The organism is Ochrobactrum sp. A-1 (assembly GCF_022488005.1).
In the GTDB taxonomy this organism is placed as follows: domain Bacteria; phylum Pseudomonadota; class Alphaproteobacteria; order Rhizobiales; family Rhizobiaceae; genus Brucella.
In genome coordinates, this window is the sequence record NZ_JAKVQC010000003.1 from 1,343,449 (window position 1) to 1,361,697 (window position 18,249).

Consider the following 18,249-nt stretch of genomic DNA (forward strand, 5'->3'; position numbering starts at 1 on the left):
CGGGTCGTGGGAACATATATTGGCGGGTGGATGCGGGCTAGCAGTATAATGGCTCGAATTTGAACGCACATACATAATGCGGAGGCAGAGCGCATGGTGCTCACCAGCAATCTTAGAGTCAACGGCGATCGTCTTTGGGACAGTCTGATGGACATGGCCCAGATAGGGCCTGGTGTGCGTGGTGGTAACAACCGCCAAACCTTGACCGATGAAGACGGCGAAGGCCGCAAACTGTTTCAGAGCTGGTGCGAAAAATCCGGGCTTACCATGGGCGTGGACACGATGGGGAACATGTTCTTCACGCGCCCCGGCGAAGATGCCGACGCTGATCCGGTCTATATGGGCAGCCATCTCGACACGCAGCCGACGGGCGGTAAATTCGATGGCGTGCTGGGCGTTCTCGGCGGCCTCGAAGTCATGCGCACGCTCAACGACATGAATATCAAGACAAAGCGACCTATCGTCGTCGTCAACTGGACGAATGAGGAAGGCACGCGTTTTGCCCCGGCCATGCTCTCATCCGGTGTTTTTGCCGGTGTCCACGAGCAGGACTGGGCTTATCAGCGCACCGACGCCAAAGGCAAGAAATTCGGAGACGAACTGGAGCGCATTGGCTGGAAAGGCGATGAACCGGTTGGGCAGCGCAAAATCCATGCGATGTTCGAGCTTCATATTGAACAGGGGCCAATCCTTGAGGTCGAGCACAAGGACATCGGCGTCGTCACACACGGCCAGGGCCTGTGGTGGCTGCAGGTAACCTTGACCGGCAAGGAAGCGCATACCGGCTCTACGCCTATGAAGATGCGCAAGAATGCAAGCCTTGGCCTTGGCAAGATGCTGCAGCTCGTCAACGAAATCGCCATGTCTCACCAGCCGGATGCGGTGGGCGGCGTCGGCCATATCGACGTTTCACCCAATTCACGCAACGTGCTGCCAGGCCAGATCGTTTTCACGGTCGATTTCCGCTCGCCCAACCAAGATGTGCTGGACGACATGAAAACGCGGTTTGAAAAGGAAGCGCCGAAGATCGCCGAAGAACTGGGCATCGGCATCGAGATTGAAGTGGCCGGACATTTCGACCCGGTAACCTTTAATGATGGCTGCGTGGTGGCGATCCGCAACGCGGCGGAACGGCTCGGCTATAGCCACCGTAACATCGTTTCTGGCGCGGGCCACGATGCCTGCTGGGTCAACCGCGTAGCCCCGACTGCCATGGTCATGTGTCCATGCGTGGATGGGCTCAGCCATAATGAAGACGAGGATATTTCGAAGGAATGGGCGTCGGCGGGAACCGACGTGCTTCTGCATGCGGTATTGGAGACTGCTGAAATTGTAAGCTGATTTCACAACCATCCACTACTGCTACTGTTCGCAACAAAACCAAAAAGGGGAACGACGAACAATGGCAAAGGTCATCAAAGGCGGAACCGTCATCACGGCTGACCGCACCTTTAAAGCCGATGTTCTCATCGAAGGCGAAAAGATTGTTGCTGTCGGCGACAATCTCTCCGGCGATGAAGTCATAGATGCATCCGGCTGCTATATCATGCCGGGCGGTATCGACCCGCACACTCATCTGCAAATGCCCTTCATGGGCACCTATTCATCCGACGATTTCGACACCGGCACTGCGGCAGCCCTTGCCGGTGGCACGACGATGGTTGTGGATTTCGTTCTACCTGGACCGGAAGGCAATCTGCTCGACGCATTGCAGGAATGGTTCCAGAAGGCAGGCAAGGCCCGCACCGATTATTCTTTCCATATGGCGATCACCGGCTGGAGCGAACGCGCTTTCAATGAAATGCCGGAAGTGGTGAAACGCGGCATCAATACCTTCAAGCACTTCATGGCCTATAAGGGTGCGTTGATGGTGAATGATGACGAGATGTTCGCCTCGTTCCAGCGCTGTGCGGAGCTGGGCGCCATGCCGCTCGTTCATGCCGAAAATGGCGATGTCGTCGCGCAGTTGCAGGCCAAGCTCATGGCAGAAGGTAATGACGGGCCGGAAGCCCATGCCTATTCGCGCCCGCCGGAAGTGGAAGGCGAAGCGACCAATCGCGCGATCATGATTGCCGATCAGGCAGGTGTTCCGCTTTATGTCGTGCATGTTTCCTGCGAGCAGAGCCATGAAGCGATCCGCCGTGCCCGGCAAAAGGGTATGCGCGTGTTCGGCGAGCCTTTGATCCAGCATCTGACGCTTGACGAGAGCGAATATCATAACAAGGACTGGGATTATGCGGCACGCCGCGTGATGTCTCCGCCATTCCGTGACAAGCTCAATCAGGATAGTCTGTGGGCCGGTCTTGCGGCCGGAAGCCTGCAATGCGTTGCAACCGACCATTGCGCATTCACCACCGAGCAGAAGCGTTACGGCATCGGCAATTTCACCAAGATTCCGAATGGAACGGGCGGTCTCGAAGAACGCATGCCAGTGTTGTGGTCGCGCGGCGTGCGCACAGGACGCCTGACGCCAAACGAGTTCGTGGCTGTCACCTCGACCAACATTGCCAAGATCTTGAACATCTATCCGCAGAAAGGCGCAGTGCTGCCGGGAGCGGATGCCGATCTTGTCATATGGGACCCGGAGGCCACCAAGAAGGTTTCTGCAAAAACACAGCATTCCTCCATTGATTACAACGTGTTCGAAGGCTTTGAACTCAAGGGCCTGCCGAAGATGACGCTTTCACGTGGGCGTATCGCATTCGACAAGGGGCACGTCACGGCAGAGCCGGGCGACGGACGCTTCATTGAGCGCGAGCCGAATGGCCCGGTCAATCGTGCGCTGTCGCAATGGAAAGAAATCGTTGCGCCGCGCAAAGTGGAGCGCAGCGCCGAACATATGCCGATAGGGGTCTGAGACATGGCCATCGTCCAGCTTCGGGAACCGCGCATGAGTTTGAATGACAGCATGGCCCCGGAGAGGGGCGAGGCAAATGCGCAGGCAGTGATCGACATCAAAGACTTGTCGCTCGTCTTCGAGACGAATGATGGGCCGGTCCATGCGCTGTCCAACATTGATCTTGCCGTCAAGCGCGGCGAGTTCGTTTCCTTCATCGGACCTTCGGGATGCGGCAAGACCACGCTGATGCGCGTCGTGGCCGATCTGGAACAGCCCACATCAGGCTCCGTAACGGTGAACGGAAAGACGCCAGAACAAGCCCGCCTCGACCGATCCTACGGTTATGTATTTCAGGCGGCCGCTCTGTTTCCCTGGCGCACCATCGAAGACAATATCAGCCTGCCGCTGGAGATTATGGGGTTTTCCAAGGCCGAAAGGCGCGAGCGGATCGAAAAAAACCTCGCGCTCGTCAACCTGACGGGCTTCGGCAAAAAATATCCCTGGCAACTTTCCGGCGGCATGCAACAGCGCGCATCGATCGCGCGCGCCTTATCATTCGATCCGGACATGCTGTTGATGGACGAGCCTTTCGGCGCTCTGGATGAAATCGTGCGTGACCATCTCAATGAACAGCTTCTCAAGCTTTGGGCCGCTACCCGCAAAACTGTGATTTTCGTCACACACTCGATCCCGGAAGCGGTGTTTCTCTCGACCAAGATCGTTGTCATGAGCCCGCGACCGGGCCGCATTCATGAAATCATCGATTGCGATCTTGGCCCGGACAGGCCGCTTGAGATTCGCGAATCTGAAGCATTCCTGAAAATTGCCCATCGGGTTCGTGAGGGATTACGTCTGGGGCATATCCATGATTGAGGATACTCAGCAACCGCATCGTGCTGGAGATCGCCCATGAAAGGCTTTCTGCACGATAGATTCATTCCGGTGGCAACCATACTCGCCGTCATTATTGCGCTTTGGTACGGCCTGGCGGTGGTGCTCAACGTGCCGTTCGAGCGGGATCAGGCGACACGCGCAGGGACGGAAATCCCCTACTCGACGCTTGTTGCCAATACGATGCATCAGGACCGTCCGGTCCTGCCCGCACCGCATCAGGTAGCTGAAGAAATCTGGAAAACCGTCTTTGGAGTCAAGCCCAGTTCCAAACGCAGCCTGATCTATCACGGATGGGTCACCTTATCGTCCACCCTGCTCGGTTTTGTGCTGGGATCGGCACTGGGCGTTCTTCTCGCCGTGGGGATCGTTCATTCCCGCACACTCGACAAGAGCCTGATGCCATGGATCATCACCTCACAGACGATCCCGATCCTTGCCATCGCTCCGATGATTATCGTGGTGCTGAATGCCATTGGCATATCGGGCTTGCTGCCCAAAGCCATCATCTCGACCTATCTGTCTTTCTTCCCGGTCGCTGTCGGCATGGTGAAGGGGCTGAGGTCGCCTGATGTGATGCATCTCGACCTCATGCGCACCTACAATGCATCGAGATCGCAGGTGTTCTGGAAACTGCGCTGGCCTGCGGCCATGCCGTTCCTCTTTACATCGATGCAGATTGCCGTCGCGATCAGCCTCGTTGGCGCGATTGTCGGTGAATTGCCAACCGGCGCAGTCGCCGGCCTTGGTGCGCGGTTGCTCGCAGGTTCGTATTACGGCCAGACCGTGCAGATATGGGCAGCACTTGTTGCGGCAGCTCTGATGGCTGCGGTGCTGGTGGCGCTAATCGGTATCGCAGCACAGCTTGTGAACAGACGTATGGGCGTAAAACCGGAAAGGGCAGCCACATGATGACAGGCATCCTATCCGTCGCAGCGCTGATAGCAGTTTCATGGCTGCTTGTGGGCTGGGTCGCCAGTCTGAAGACCCGCAATCCTTTGGGCCAAAAGCTTTTGGATATCGCAGTGCCGGCGCTATTCGGCATCGCAATGCTGATGCTCTGGGAGGTAACCGTCCGGCTTTTCGCTATCCCTCAGGTTCTTCTGCCAGCACCATCGGCAATCTGGGCACGCATAGCGGCGTCCGTACCAATTCTCTGGGCGGATTTCAGGCAGACCTTTCTGAAGGCCGTCATTATCGGCTATGTCGCCGGATGCGGTCTCGGCTTTATAACCGCCATCGTCGCAGACCGGATTCCATTTCTGCGCAAGGGGTTGTTGCCGCTGGGTAATCTGGCCGCCGCACTTCCCATCGTGGGCGTCGCACCGATCATGGTGATGTGGTTTGGCTTCGACTGGCAATCGAAAGCTGCTGTGGTCATCATCATGACCTTCTTTCCTATGCTGGTGAACACGGTTGCGGGCCTTGCCAGTACCGGATCGATGGAACGGGACATGATGGAGACCTATGGCTCAAGCTACTGGCAGACATTGTTCAAGCTGCGTCTTCCAGCGGCCATGCCATTCATCTTCAACGCGCTCAAGATCAATTCCACCCTCGCGCTTATCGGAGCGATCGTGGCGGAGTTTTTCGGCACGCCGATTGTCGGCATGGGCTTCCGCATCTCTGCGGAAATCGGACGCATGAATGTGGATATGGTCTGGGCTGAAATCTTCGTAGCTGCTCTTGCGGGGTCGCTCTCATACGGGCTGATCGCGCTGATCGAGCGCAAAATGACATTCTGGCACCCTTCATACAGGAGGGCATAAGCCTGAATATTTGGCATCTGCAAAAATAAGGTGGACCAAAGTGCATTCCGAAAAGTGGGAACCGGTTTTAGGGCCAAATGCACACAATAAAAAAAGAACCAGAGGAGAACTGAAATGAAAAAGGCAATTTCTTTATGCCTTGGAACAGCCGGACTAGCGCTCGCGCTCATGAGCAGTTCGGCAATGGCAGCCGACAAGCTGACCTTGCAGCTCAAATGGGTGACGCAGGGGCAGTTTGCCGGTTACTATGTAGCCAAGGACAAGGGCTTCTATGAGGAAGAAAATCTCGATGTCGATATCAAGCCGGGCGGACCGGACGTCGCTCCACCGCAGGTAATTGCCGGTGGCGGCGCAGATGTTGTGGTTGACTGGATGCCGTCGGCACTCGCGACCCGCGAAAAAGGCGTCCCGCTCGTCAACATCGCTCAGCCCTTCAAGAAATCCGGCATGATGCTGACATGCCGCAAGGACACCAACATCACCAAGCCGGAAGACTTCAAGGGTCGCACGCTTGGTGTCTGGTTCGGTGGCAACGAATATCCGTTTCTTTCATGGATGAGCCATCTGAAAATTCCGACCGAAGGCGGCAAGGATGGCGTGACAGTTCTGAAACAAGGCTTCAACGTCGATCCGCTGATCCAGAAGCAGGCCGACTGCATTTCCACCATGACCTATAATGAATATTGGCAGGTGATCGATGCAGGCATTCCGGCTGATCAGCTCGTTGTCTTCCCATATGAAGAGCAAGGCGTCGCCACGCTGGAAGACGGGCTCTATGTGCTGGAAAAGAGCCTCGACGATCCGGCGATGGTCGACAAGCTGGCCCGCTTTGTCCGCGCATCGATGAAGGGCTGGAAATATGCCTCCGAAAATCCGGGGGAAGCCGCCGATATCATACTCGACAATGATGCTTCCGGCGCACAGACCAAGGAAGTTCAGGAGCGTATGGTCAAGGAAATCGGCAAGCTGGTTGACGGCTCCGATGGCACCCTTGATGTAGCGGCGGCTGACCGCACGGTGGAAACACTGCTTGGCGGCGGCTCCGATCCGGTCATCACCAAGAAACCGGAAGGTGCGTGGACCGCGAAGATAACAGACGCCATGAAGAAGTAAGCAGTTTAAAAATTGCGAAAAAGAAACCGGCCCAAAAGGCCGGTTTTTTTGTTCTGAGTTTACTCCGCCGGTTCAGCCGTGCCGCCTCTTGGCGGCGTCCCTTTGAGGGCATGGTTGAGTTCTCGCTCAAGCCGGGCTTCCTCCTCGGCTTTTGGCTGCGTAAAGCGGCCCAGCAGCAGATAGGCGACAGGTGTTACATAAAGTGTGGCAATCGTCGCAAGGCCGAGGCCACCGACAATGACCCAGCCCAGAGCCACACGGGCTTCTGCGCCAGCTCCACTTGCCAGAATCAGCGGCACACCGCCAAGCACGGCGCAGATCATCGTCATGCAGACAGGGCGAAGACGAATGTTGGATGCTTCCTCGATTGCTTCACGAACGCTCAAGCCCTTATCGCGCAATTGATCGGCGAATTCGACAATCAGGATACCGTTCTTCGCCATGATGCCGACCAGAAGCACAAGGCCAATCTGGCTGTAGACATTCAGGCTCGTGCCCGTGAGCAGCATGGCGAAAACGGCACAACCAAGCCCAAGAGGAACAGTCGCCATCACGATCAGCGCACTGACGAAGCTTTCAAACTGCGCTGCCAGCACCAGAAGAATGATGATGATGGCAAAACCGAACACCATTGCCAGACCGCTTGAAGTTTCGCTGAGCGTCGAAGCTTCCGCCAACGGAATGATATGGCTTCCCGGCGGCAACAAAGGTGCTGCGATTTCCTGTGCGGCCTTATAGGCATCACCCAAAGCAAAATCATCGCGAAGATTTGTCGTTATCGAGACTGAACGCTGGCGCGTCTCGCGATTGAGCTGTGGCGGCACAGCTTTCTCAACAACCGTCGCGATCGACGACATGGGTACGTAGCGACCGTCTGTCGTCTTCATGAATACATTCTCAAGATCGGTCGGATCGTTGATCGGGTTTGTGGTGGCAACGAGCTTCACATCGAAACTGCGATCCCCAACATAAACCGACCCGATCTTGCGACCATCGAGTACCGACTGCACGGCATTCGCAAGTCCGGTGATGTCGATACCGAGATCGGAGGCTCGTTCGCGATTAATCTCGACGGAAAGCTGCGGCTGGGTCGGCTCCACAGAAAGTCGCGGCTGGACAAAGCGAGGATCCTTTTCCAGCGCGGCAACGACCGCCTGGGCCGCAGGCTGTAGCTTGGCATAGTCACTGCCGACTATGGCAAACTGCAAACCATTACCCGCGCCGCGAATACCAAGGCTGTTCGGCTGGGTGGTAAAGATACGCACCGCCGTTATGCCTTTGACGCGCTCGGTAATGTCAGCCATGATTTCCTGCTGGCTGCGTGCGCGCTCCTTCCATGGTGCCAATGTCAGGACGACAAAACCGTTATTTGACGATCCGCCGGAGCCTGCGATGGCATAGGTAGTGGTGATTTCACCGCTATCGCGCAGAGGCTGGACTGCCTCTTCAATCTTGTCGAGCTGTGACTGGAGAAACTCCACACTGATACCCTGCGGCCCATTGATACGCAGCAGTGCAACGGCGCGATCTTCCGAGGGCGTCAGTTCCTGGCGGATCAGGCCGTAGCCGACAAAGGATGCGCCTGCGAAAAGCATTGCCACGAGGACAACAACGAATGGTGCCGACAGACAGATGTGCAGCGTCTTTTTATAAAAGCTTGCGAGCCCGCCCCCGATACGACGCAGGAAAAGCGGACCGTGGCCGCCATCTTCCCCACTTCCTTCCTTGAGGAAACGAGAGGCAAGCATCGGACAAAGCGTCAGCGCTACAACTGATGACAGAAGAACTGCAATCGCCAGAACGAAACCGAATTCACGGAACAGGCCACCCGCCTGCCCCGGCAAAAACGAAATGGGAACAAAGACTGCCGCCAAAGTCAGCGTGGTAGCGATAACGGCAAAGAAGACTTCCTGTGTGCCAAGCACTGCCGCGGCGCGCGGCCCCATACCCTGATTGCGTCGCCGGACAACGTTTTCCAGCACCACGATGGCATCATCCACCACGAGACCTGTGGCGAGCACCAAAGCCAGAAGGGTGAGAATATTGACCGAGAAGCCCGCCAGATAGATGGCTGCGATTGTACCAATGAGCGCGACGGGCATCGACAAGGCCGGGATAAGCGTGGCGCGTATATCCCACAGGAACATGAAGATGATCGCAACGACGATAATCACCGACGCAATCAATGCAATTTCCACCTCGTGGATTGCACCATTGATGAAGTTCGCGTCGTCACTGGTAACGGCAATATTGACGCCCTCGGGCAAAGTCTTCTGCAGATTGGCAACCGCTGCGCGAATACCCTCCGAGATGTCGAGCGTATTCGACTGTGCCTGACGCACGATGCCGAGACCGATTGCCGTCTTGCCATTGGAACGAACTGCCGAGCTCTCGACATCCGGTCCAAGCGTAACGGTTGCGACATCGCGGATTTGCGTGCGTCCGTTGATGTAGACGTTTTCGAAATCCTCAGGCTTTTCCAGATTGGCCGTAGCACGAACCACGATAGACTGATCGGCACTGCGCAAGGAGCCAGCCGGAGCGTCCAGCCCCATGGAGGACAGCGCCTTGGTTATATCGGCGATGGTCAGACCATAGCTCGCAAGGCGCGCCTGATTGATATCGATACGGAAAATCTTGTCGCGGTCGCCGTTGATCTGGACGTCAGCAACACCCGGCACTGCTGACAGGATATCCTGGATCTGATCCTCGACCAGCACCGTCATATCGTCGACGGACATAGTGTCGGACGTAACTGCCAGACGCATCACCGGATCGGCATTGGAGTCCGCCTTGATGATGCGTGATGGGTCCGCCTCTTCCGGCACGTCATTGGCGACACGGGAAATCGCATCGCGCATATCGGCGGCTGCAACGTTCAGGTCTACGCCGTCGTTAAACTCCACCGTGACACGGCTGCGTTCGAATGACGACGTCGAGGAAATAGACTTCACGCCCGAGACCCGCGCGACAGCGTTCTCGAGAACCTGCGTCAACTGACGGTCAATGGTTTCAGCGGATGCACCACTGAAATCTGTGCTGATTGTTACGACAGGCCGGTCAACGTCCGGCAGTTCGCGAATATCGACGCCCGTGAATGCAGCAAGACCCGCGACGACAATCAGGACGTTGATAACGAAAGCAAAAACTGGACGACGGATGAATAATGCCGTCGATCCGCCGTTGCCGGATGGGGAATTGTGACTGGTCACGCTTTCATCCTCAGCCTGCAACACGCTTTATCGAGGCAGGGTCGGCGAGTGCTGTGCCCTGCTCGTCCTTTACGCGCACAGGCGCGTCATCCCGTACGGTTTGAACACCCTGGGTAACGATCATGTCGCCCTGCTTGACCGGGCCGTCGATCAGAATGTTGGTTGAATTGCGCTGTACGATACGAGCGTCAATTTTCTTGGCGACACCGTTTTCAACGCGCCAGACATAGGAGCCGTCCGCACCCCACTGAATGGCAAGCGGATCGACCGAAGGATAGCGATCCCCCGGAAACAGAACCGTAACGGAGAATGACATGCCCGCGCGCAGACGATCCTGCGTATTCGGAACTTCTGCACGAACATGCAGCGTCCGGCTGGCCTCATCCAGCATGTTGTCAACGGCGTTGATCTCGCCGCTGTAGGTCTCACCCGGGAACGCCGTCGATTCCGCAGTCAACGGCTGGCCAACCTTGATTTGCGGTGCAAAGCGCTCCGGCACCCAAATATCGATCAGTACTTTCGACCGGTCGTCGATACGTCCGATGGACGTCTGTGCGGTAATGTAGTTACCCGCATTGACGGGAAGGATGCCGACGATACCGGTGATTGGCGCGCGAACCGTGCGGCGGCTTAATGCAAGCTGCGCGTCCTGCAAAGCGAGTTGTGCATTCGCAACCGCCAGTTCAGTTTCGACCACCTGGACTTCTGTTGCAGTGTTCGTCGCCCGCAATTTAGCGATGCGCTGGCGGGTCGTCTGCGCATCCTTCAGCGCCGTCTCGGCTTTGGCTACAGCAATCTTCTCCGTCTCGGCGTCGAGTTCGGCGATCGGATCGCCTTCCTTCACACTATCGCCGGCCTTGACGTAGAGCTTCGTCATGTAACCACTGGAGTATGGGGTTATCGACACGGTGCTGAGAGCCCGTGCCGAACCGATGGCCGTCAAACGGTTATTGATGGTTTCTTCGCCAGCGGCCTCGACAACAACGAGCGGCGCAGACCGTCCGCCGCCACTTTTGGGCGTTTCTTCGCCTGTTGCCGCAGCTTTCACCACGTCGTTTTTGTTCTTATATGCATACCAGCCACCAATGGCGACCGCAGCTATGAGCAGGCACAAGGCAATCTGCTTCCAGGACTTCATTCAGCTCTCCGGCAAGGTTTACCGTCATCCTGACGGACCTCGTATTCAAAACCATTATGTCGGACGCGGAAAATGCCAGCAAATAGTATCAGAATGATGATTGCCTTCACATTGCGCAAATCACGCATCCTATAAGGATGCATGGATTTTTCCGTCCAAGACTTTGCACGCACGATCTTAAGGCGTCGAGTTAAATTTCGGTAATGCTGCGCTGCCGGATCGCATAAACGAATGTGTTCTTAACCGATTGAACAAAGGCTGTTGGATTTATCGGTCGGCTCCATATATAGGAGGCTACCTTTATGAATTGCGTTTCGACGGCACACCGGTTGAGGCACCGCGGCAATTGGGCCGGTTCGCCTCGAATTGGAAGCAGGCTATGGCGGTTGTTGAAAAGACCACAGATACGGGCGCCCCTTCCCCTGAAGCGGCCTCTCAGACTGCGACCGTCGAACGGCTCTCTCCAACGCAATTTACACGGCTGCCCTGGCGTAGCCGGCTTTCAAGCAAGCTGCTGCTTTTGACCGCTCTTGCGGTGCTGATTACCGAAGTTCTGATCTTTGTACCGTCCGTAGCCAATATGCGCGTGCGCTGGATGAGCTCGCGCCTCGATACGGTGGGCGCTGTCAGCGAGGTTCTTGCCGCTGGCGGCAACATGGACGTGCCGCGCGACATTCAGGACAAGGTACTTCTGGCAACCGGCACCAAGGCTATCGCGATGCGTGAAGCCGGTGCATCGCGTCTGCTTGCCATGTCGGAAGTGCCCGGCAAGATCGACCAGGTTATCGATCTTAACAATATCAGCGAAGCCGCTGCCATATGGGACGCATTCGGAACACTGTTCAACGGTGGAGACAGAACGCTACGAATCTACGGCTCCGTTTCACCGAACGGCTCTCCGGATCGTATCATCGAAATCGTGACTTCAGACACGCCGCTTCGCCACGCCATGCTCGTCTATGCGCGCAACGTGACTTTTATCTCGCTCATTATTTCCGTGATCGCGGCAAGCCTGATCTATCTGATCATTCACGAAATGCTTCTGCGGCCAGTGCGTATCATGCATCGCAACATGATCGATTTCGCCTCATCCCCGGACAATCCCGCACTCATCCTCGTGCCAGAAAATCGCAAGGATGAATTCGGCGTTGCCCAGCGCCAGATATCCCATATTCAAAGCGACCTTCAACGAACGCTCAAGGAACAGAAACATCTGGCCGATCTCGGTCTAGCCGTCTCCAAGATCAACCATGACATGCGCAATATTCTGGCTTCCGCACAATTGATGTCGGACCGGCTTGCCGATACCGAAGATCCTATGGTGCAGCGGTTTGCGCCCAAGCTCATTCGTACTCTCAGCCGCGCGATCAGCTATTCCGAAAGCGTCATGGCCTATGGCCGCTCGCAGGAAGCACCACCGCGCCCGCGCCGGGTCCTCCTGCACACGATTATCTCGGACGTAAGGGAAACCTTGAGCCCCAATTCAGAGAACAGCATCGAGTTCGAGAATCTCGTTCCGGAGGATTTCGAGCTGAATGTCGATTCCGAGCAGCTATTCCGCGTCCTGAGCAATCTGTGCCGCAATTCTGTTCAGGCGATGGAGCGTGACCAGACCAATGATGACGCGACAGTGAAGCGGCTCACGATTTCTGCGGGGAGAATTGGAACAACTGCGATCATCGGCGTCGAGGATACGGGTCCCGGTCTTCCGCAAAAGGCCCGCGACAATCTTTTCACGGCTTTCAAGGGATCGACACGCAGCGACGGTACCGGACTCGGGCTTGCCATCGCGCAAGAACTGATCCGCGCGCATGGTGGAACAATTGAGCTTCGTGAAGACCGTCCCGTTGGCGTGCATTTCGAGATTCGCATCCCTGATTTGCCGATGCAGCGCGAGGACCGCAACAACCAGCGCACCGAAGAAAACGCCTAGGCAATCTGCCGGTGCACCAGCTTGCGACCGAAAAGCCCGGAAATGCGGGGCCTGACAAGAAATCTTCACAGAACCACATTTTTTTCTAAGAAGACGCTTGCATTTAGCGATCTGTCCGATTATCAACCGCCCATCGCCGCAGCGAGCGGCACACAAGGCAAGCACCCGTAGCTCAGCTGGATAGAGCACCAGACTACGAATCTGGGGGTCAGAGGTTCGAATCCTTTCGGGTGCGCCATTTTTCTCAAGACAATTCAGTGATTTGCTTCGGCGCAAGCCGAACATGCTTACACATTGCTTTGCATATTTTCCGAATTGACTGATTGCGACTTCGTGACGTTTTTGTTCTCTCCGCTATATGTGGCTCGACCTATCGGCATCACATTTCTGCAGTGGAATTTTTCTCATGAAGCATCACGCGCTCGTCTGGCTGCGTAACGATCTTCGAATCAACGACAATCCCGCACTGGATGCAGCCGCCGAAACAGGCGGGCATATCACAGCGGTTTATGTTCATGAGACCCTTGCCGAGATTCGCGCGCCTGGCGGTGCAGCGCGGTGGTGGCTCGATCAGAGCCTGAAAGCGATAGGAAAGCAGCTCGCTGATCGTGGTATCGAACTTCTCATCGAGACTGGTGATGTGAGGAATATCCTTCCTCACCTGATTGCAAAATTGGCCATAACCGAGCTGTTCTGGAATCGTCGCTACGCACCGGCGGAGCGTGAACTCGATGCAAAACTGAAGGCACAACTCAAGGAGAGCGGAACCGGTGTAAGCTCATTTCCTGGCAACCTTCTTCTTGAGCCCTGGGAACTCAGGACGGCCAGCGATACGCCCTATCAGGTCTTCACCCCTTTCGCCAAAGCGTTGCGCCACCACCATGTTCCCCGCCCGCTTTCTCGAAGGCAATGGGATATCAAACCAACACAGGAAACCTGCTATTCGCCCAACGTTCCTTCCTGGGCGAAAAAGTTCGATGGGCTTTGGAATATTGGAGAAGACGCGGCGCGCGACTGCCTGACATGTTTTCTGGCGAACATGCTGTCGGCCTATACCGAGGATCGCGACGTTCCCGGCATCGACGGAACTTCAAGACTTTCACCTCATTTGCGGCTTGGTGAAATCAGCGCGCGTCAGGCGTGGTATGCCACGCTGGCGTTTATGGACGAGCATCATTCGGCACGCGCTGGCGGCGACAAGTTTTTGTCAGAGCTGATCTGGCGCGATTTTAATTATCACCAGCTCTATCACCGCCAAGATATCAGCCAGTACGATATGCGTAACGCCCTCTCCGGCATCGCATGGCGCGATGATCCAGCTGCATTCGAAGCGTGGCGAGGCGGACAGACGGGCTTCCCCATCATCGATGCCGGTATGCGTCAGCTTTGGGCCACCGGATGGATGCACAATCGCGTGCGAATGCTCGTGGCATCTTTTCTCACCAAGAATCTGCTCATCGACTGGCGGAAAGGCGAAGAGTGGTTCTGGGATACGCTCGTGGATGGTGATGTCGCCAGCAATCCGGGTAGCTGGCAATGGGTGGCAGGCTGCGGCATGGACGCTGCGCCCTATTTCCGGGTCTTCAACCCAATTCTGCAGGGTGAAAAATTCGATGCCGAGGGGCGATATGTCCGGCATTGGGTGCCAGAGCTATCCGGCCTGTCGAACAAATGGCTGCACAAGCCATTTGAGGCGCCGACTGATGTGCTGGCCAGTGCTGGAATTGCGTTGGGCAGTACCTATCCCAAACCAATCATTGATTTGCGGGCCTCACAACGCGAGGCCCGCAAACGGCTCAATAGCCAGCCATAGTCAACGCGGTTCCAGTCCACCATTCTCAACGATAAAGTCGATGATTTCGGGGACGCCCTTGCCGCGATGGAGGTCGGTGAAACCGAAAGGACGCCTGCCGCGCATGCGTGCCGCATCGCCTTGCATAATATCGAGATCGACATGAACGTGAGGGGCAAGATCACTCTTGTTGATCACAAGAAAATCTGACCGTGTGATACCCGGACCGCCTTTGCGCGGAATTTCCTCGCCCTGACAAACAGAGATGACATAAAGCGTCAGGTCCGCCAGATCAGGTGAGAATGTGGCTGCGAGATTGTCACCCCCGGATTCGATGAAGACGATCTCCAGATCGGGAAACCGCCGGTTCATTTCGGCAATTGCCTGCAGATTGATCGAAGCATCCTCGCGGATTGCGGTATGCGGGCATCCACCTGTTTCGACGCCCATGATCCGATCTTCGGACAAAGCCTGAGAACGCGCCAGAATGAGAGCGTCTTCCTGCGTGTAGATATCATTGGTAATCACGGCGACCGAGTATTTATCACGCAGCGCTTTGCAAAGCTTTTCGGTCAGCGTCGTCTTTCCCGATCCCACCGGTCCACCGATGCCTATACGCAAGGGTCCGTTTTTCTGTGTCATGTGCGAAAAAGCCTCGAATGTTGGGTTTCGTGTTTCATGGCCATGATGTCGCTAATGTAAGTCGCGGAACCAAGGTCACTCAATGAAGTTTTTTCTATTCGCGCCGCTGTTTCGGCGAGAACCGGTTCCAAGTCTGACATTGTCGCAGTCACGCCGCTTTGCCCCATGACCGAAAGACGGATCGATGCCTGCAAAAGATTGATACAGAAGGCTTGCAGAAAGGCGGCGAGTGTCAATCCAAGCGATACTCCGTTGCCGCCCGCTACGGCACCGACTGCCACCGGATAGGGACAATCGGCTGGCAGGCGGTCGAATGCGGAGCTGGGCCAGCTTCGGGCTGCAGCCAGAAACGCCTCGCCCTGCAGCATCGTTTCCATATGACGTTCGCGCGAACCGGCCAGTGCTTCGGCCAGTTCTGCAACTTCGACAAGATTGCCTTCGGTAACCGCACGCCGCCAGCTTTCCGCGCAAAGCACGGCGTCGTTCCAGCCGGAGCCACGTGTTACAAGCCAGCGCAGCCAATCGCCCGTCGTGGCCGTGTCTGCGATATAGCCGTCATGGACTGCGCGCTCCAGCCCATGACTATAGCTGAACGATCCCACCGGAAAGACGGGCGACAGCCAGGCCATCAGCCGCAGCAAAGCGGTGGTGGTATCAGTCGTGGTGGTGGTGATGATGTTCATGATCGTGTTCGTGATGACCATAATGATGATCGTGGTCATGCCCATGGTCATGATGCGAATGGCCGCCGGAATAAGCGCCGCGTAGCGGACTGAAAATAGCCGTTACATCCGTAACCGTTGCACCAAGCCCCTCAAGCATCGCCTTTATGACATGGTCGCGAAGAATGAAGATGCGATCACTCTCGATCTGGGCCGCGAGGTGGCGGTTGCCGATATGCCAGGCGAGTTCGGCAATATGCAGCGGATCACGCCCGCAGATTTCGTAAAGTTCCTCGCTTGCAGCGCGGATTTCGATCTCGCGTCCGTCATCGAGGACGAGCCGGTCGCCGTGCTCGAGCACGATTGGCTCTGCAAAATCGACGAGCACCTTCTCGCCGCCTTCCAGAACGATGGCCTTGCGCCGCAAATGACGTTCATCGCGTTCGAGAACGGCGTGGCCCGCAGGCACAGCATCGATCACCTTATCTGCACGAATAATGGCAGTGGCACGAAACATTTGTTTGCCTTTCAAGATCAAAACATGAAGTAGCGTTGCGCCATTGGCACGACGTCGACGGGCTCGCAGGTCAGAAGTTCGCCATCCGCGCGCACCTCATAGGTTTCCGGATCAACTTCCATTTGCGGCATCGCATTGTTGAGGATCATGGAATGTTTGCCGATGCCACCTCTGGTATTGGCCACGGCAATCATCTGCTTGTCCACCCCAATCTTCTCTCGAAGCCCTTCATCCATTGCGGCCTGCGAAACGAAGGTAATGGACGTATTGGTGCGGGCTTTCCCGAATGAGCCAAACATCGGGCGATAATGCATTGGCTGCGGCGTTGGAATCGAGCCATTCGGATCACCCATTGGCGCGGTTGCAATCCAGCCACCAAGCAGCACCATTTCCGGCTTCATTCCGAAGAATGCAGGGTTCCACAAAACGAGATCAGCGCGCTTGCCGACTTCCACCGAACCGATTTCATGCGCCATGCCATGAGCGATAGCGGGGTTGATGGTGTATTTCGCAATGTAGCGGCGCGCCCGGTAATTGTCATTGCCCGGCTTGTCGTCGGGAAGACTGCCGCGCTGCTTCTTCATCTTGTCCGCAGTTTGCCAGCAGCGAATAATCATTTCGCCGACACGGCCCATAGCCTGGCTGTCGGAGGAAATGATGGAGAACGCTCCCATATCGTGCAGGATGTCTTCTGCCGCGATGGTTTCCTTGCGGATACGGCTTTCCGCAAAGGCAATATCTTCAGGAATTGCCGGGGACAGATGATGGCACACCATCAGCATGTCGAGGTGCTCTGCAATCGTATTGACCGTGTAAGGCCGGGTCGGATTTGTGGAAGCCGGCAACACGTTCGGATACTGACACACGCGAATAATATCCGGCGCGTGTCCGCCACCAGCGCCCTCCGTATGGAAGGAATGGATCGTGCGCCCCTTGAAGGCGTTGAGCGTATCTTCAACGAAGCCGCCTTCGTTCAGCGTATCGGTATGGATCGCAACCTGAATATCGAACCGGTCTGCGACCGAAAGGCAATTGTCGATTGCGGCCGGTGTCGAACCCCAGTCTTCATGCAGCTTCAAACCGCAGGCACCGGCGCGGATCATTTCTTCCAATGCACCGGGCAGCGAAGCGTTTCCCTTGCCGAACACACCGATATTCATCGGCAGGCCGTCGAACGACTGGATCAGCCGCGCAATATGCCAGGGGCCCGGCGTGCATGTGGTGGCAAGCGTGCCGTGGGCCGGTCCGGTGCCTCCACCCACCATGCAGGTGATACCCGCATTGAGTGCTTCATCCACCTGTTGCGGTGAGATGAAATGGATATGCGTGTCGATACCGCCCGCAGTGAGTATTTTACCCTCGCCTGCAATGATTTCGGTGCCGGGTCCGATGATAATCGAAACACCTGGCTGCGTATCCGGGTTCCCGGCTTTGCCGATCACCGCGATACGCCCGTCTCGAAGTCCCACATCGGCCTTGTAGATACCGGTATGATCGAGGATCAGGGCATTGGTAATAACCGTATCCATTGCGCCATCAGCGCGGGACAACTGGCTTTGCCCCATACCGTCGCGGATAACCTTGCCTCCGCCGAATTTTACCTCTTCGCCATAGGTGGTGAGGTCTCGTTCTACTTCAATAAAAAGTTCCGTATCGGCGAGGCACACCTTATCGCCGACAGTAGGGCCGAACATCTGCGCATAGGTGGCGCGACTAATTCTGGCTGGCATGAAATGTCTCC

General features: G+C 56.2%; 14 protein-coding genes and 1 tRNA gene. 9 read left to right on the plus strand and 6 right to left on the minus strand.

From position 1 onward, the window contains the following. Positions 1-93: 93 nt before the first annotated feature. The 6 genes from MKS82_RS08275 (at position 94) to MKS82_RS08300 (ending at position 6,612) form a co-directional block, all read left to right on the plus strand. Positions 94-1,341 (plus strand): Zn-dependent hydrolase, encoded by a 1,248-nt coding sequence (locus MKS82_RS08275; protein ID WP_109985984.1) that lies wholly within the window; start codon positions 94-96, stop codon positions 1,339-1,341. Positions 1,342-1,402: 61 nt separating this feature from the next. Beyond that, positions 1,403-2,857 (plus strand): dihydropyrimidinase, encoded by a 1,455-nt coding sequence (hydA, locus tag MKS82_RS08280; RefSeq protein WP_109985983.1) that lies wholly within the window; start codon positions 1,403-1,405, stop codon positions 2,855-2,857. A gap of 33 nt (positions 2,858-2,890) precedes the next feature. Beyond that, positions 2,891-3,712, plus strand: a complete 822-nt coding sequence (locus MKS82_RS08285) for an ABC transporter ATP-binding protein (RefSeq protein ID WP_109986259.1) — start codon at positions 2,891-2,893, stop codon at positions 3,710-3,712. Between the two features lie 36 nt (positions 3,713-3,748). After that, positions 3,749-4,642, plus strand: coding sequence for an ABC transporter permease (locus MKS82_RS08290; RefSeq protein WP_109985982.1), 894 nt, complete (start codon positions 3,749-3,751; stop codon positions 4,640-4,642). After that, the gene (locus MKS82_RS08295; RefSeq protein WP_109985981.1) at positions 4,639-5,499 is read left to right on the plus strand and encodes an ABC transporter permease; all 861 of its coding nucleotides are present in this window, start codon (positions 4,639-4,641) and stop codon (positions 5,497-5,499) included. Before MKS82_RS08290 ends, MKS82_RS08295 begins: the two co-directional genes overlap by 4 nt. Positions 5,500-5,613: 114 nt before the next feature. Beyond that, a complete protein-coding gene (locus MKS82_RS08300; RefSeq protein WP_010658166.1) occupies positions 5,614-6,612 on the plus strand; it encodes an ABC transporter substrate-binding protein in 999 nt (332 codons plus the stop codon). A gap of 59 nt (positions 6,613-6,671) precedes the next feature. On the opposite strand, the gene MKS82_RS08305 is transcribed toward MKS82_RS08300, so the two are convergent. Both MKS82_RS08305 and MKS82_RS08310 read right to left on the minus strand, forming a co-directional pair. Continuing rightward, entirely contained in the window at positions 6,672-9,824 is a 3,153-nt protein-coding gene (locus tag MKS82_RS08305; protein WP_109986258.1) for an efflux RND transporter permease subunit, read from the minus strand. A gap of 10 nt (positions 9,825-9,834) precedes the next feature. Beyond that, positions 9,835-10,962 (minus strand): efflux RND transporter periplasmic adaptor subunit, encoded by a 1,128-nt coding sequence (locus MKS82_RS08310; RefSeq protein ID WP_109985980.1) that lies wholly within the window; start codon positions 10,960-10,962, stop codon positions 9,835-9,837. Positions 10,963-11,341: 379 nt separating this feature from the next. Here MKS82_RS08310 and MKS82_RS08315 point away from each other — a divergent pair, with 379 nt between their 5' ends. The 3 genes from MKS82_RS08315 (at position 11,342) to MKS82_RS08325 (ending at position 14,708) form a co-directional block, all read left to right on the plus strand. Beyond that, positions 11,342-12,895 carry a sensor histidine kinase gene (locus MKS82_RS08315; RefSeq protein WP_109985979.1) on the plus strand — a complete coding sequence of 518 codons (1,554 nt, stop codon included), beginning with the start codon at positions 11,342-11,344 and terminating at the stop codon, positions 12,893-12,895. A gap of 161 nt (positions 12,896-13,056) precedes the next feature. Then, a tRNA-Arg gene (locus MKS82_RS08320) sits at positions 13,057-13,133 on the plus strand. A 168-nt stretch (positions 13,134-13,301) separates the two neighbouring features. Next, entirely contained in the window at positions 13,302-14,708 is a 1,407-nt protein-coding gene (locus tag MKS82_RS08325; protein ID WP_109985978.1) for a cryptochrome/photolyase family protein, read from the plus strand. On the opposite strand, the gene ureG is transcribed toward MKS82_RS08325, so the two are convergent. The 4 genes from ureG to ureC are packed head-to-tail and all read right to left on the minus strand — an operon-like array spanning position 14,709 to position 18,238. Further along, positions 14,709-15,329, minus strand: coding sequence for an urease accessory protein UreG (gene ureG / locus MKS82_RS08330; protein WP_109985977.1), 621 nt, complete (start codon positions 15,327-15,329; stop codon positions 14,709-14,711). After that, the gene (locus MKS82_RS08335; protein ID WP_109985976.1) at positions 15,326-16,012 is read right to left on the minus strand and encodes an urease accessory protein UreF; all 687 of its coding nucleotides are present in this window, start codon (positions 16,010-16,012) and stop codon (positions 15,326-15,328) included. Before MKS82_RS08335 ends, ureG begins: the two co-directional genes overlap by 4 nt. Continuing rightward, positions 15,984-16,508, minus strand: a complete 525-nt coding sequence (ureE, locus tag MKS82_RS08340) for an urease accessory protein UreE (protein ID WP_109985975.1) — start codon at positions 16,506-16,508, stop codon at positions 15,984-15,986. Before ureE ends, MKS82_RS08335 begins: the two co-directional genes overlap by 29 nt. Positions 16,509-16,525: 17 nt before the next feature. Further along, the gene (gene ureC / locus MKS82_RS08345; RefSeq protein WP_109985974.1) at positions 16,526-18,238 is read right to left on the minus strand and encodes an urease subunit alpha; all 1,713 of its coding nucleotides are present in this window, start codon (positions 18,236-18,238) and stop codon (positions 16,526-16,528) included. Between the last annotated feature and the right edge of the window lie 11 nt (positions 18,239-18,249).

What these genes read in the sequence shown, in the direction of transcription:
- MKS82_RS08300 (WP_010658166.1), top strand. Translation starts at nt 5,614, where the DNA reads ATGAAAAAGGCAATTTCTTTATGCCTTGGAACAGCCGGACTAGCGCTC.
- MKS82_RS08290 (WP_109985982.1), top strand. Translation starts at nt 3,749, where the DNA reads ATGAAAGGCTTTCTGCACGATAGATTCATTCCGGTGGCAACCATACTC.
- MKS82_RS08285 (WP_109986259.1), top strand. Translation starts at nt 2,891, where the DNA reads ATGAGTTTGAATGACAGCATGGCCCCGGAGAGGGGCGAGGCAAATGCG.
- MKS82_RS08310 (WP_109985980.1), bottom strand. Translation starts at nt 10,962, where the DNA reads ATGAAGTCCTGGAAGCAGATTGCCTTGTGCCTGCTCATAGCTGCGGTC.
- MKS82_RS08275 (WP_109985984.1), top strand. Translation starts at nt 94, where the DNA reads ATGGTGCTCACCAGCAATCTTAGAGTCAACGGCGATCGTCTTTGGGAC.
- ureC (WP_109985974.1), bottom strand. Translation starts at nt 18,238, where the DNA reads ATGCCAGCCAGAATTAGTCGCGCCACCTATGCGCAGATGTTCGGCCCT.
- MKS82_RS08325 (WP_109985978.1), top strand. Translation starts at nt 13,302, where the DNA reads ATGAAGCATCACGCGCTCGTCTGGCTGCGTAACGATCTTCGAATCAAC.
- ureG (WP_109985977.1), bottom strand. Translation starts at nt 15,329, where the DNA reads ATGACACAGAAAAACGGACCCTTGCGTATAGGCATCGGTGGACCGGTG.
- MKS82_RS08335 (WP_109985976.1), bottom strand. Translation starts at nt 16,012, where the DNA reads ATGAACATCATCACCACCACCACGACTGATACCACCACCGCTTTGCTG.
- MKS82_RS08295 (WP_109985981.1), top strand. Translation starts at nt 4,639, where the DNA reads ATGATGACAGGCATCCTATCCGTCGCAGCGCTGATAGCAGTTTCATGG.
- ureE (WP_109985975.1), bottom strand. Translation starts at nt 16,508, where the DNA reads ATGTTTCGTGCCACTGCCATTATTCGTGCAGATAAGGTGATCGATGCT.
- hydA (WP_109985983.1), top strand. Translation starts at nt 1,403, where the DNA reads ATGGCAAAGGTCATCAAAGGCGGAACCGTCATCACGGCTGACCGCACC.
- MKS82_RS08315 (WP_109985979.1), top strand. Translation starts at nt 11,342, where the DNA reads ATGGCGGTTGTTGAAAAGACCACAGATACGGGCGCCCCTTCCCCTGAA.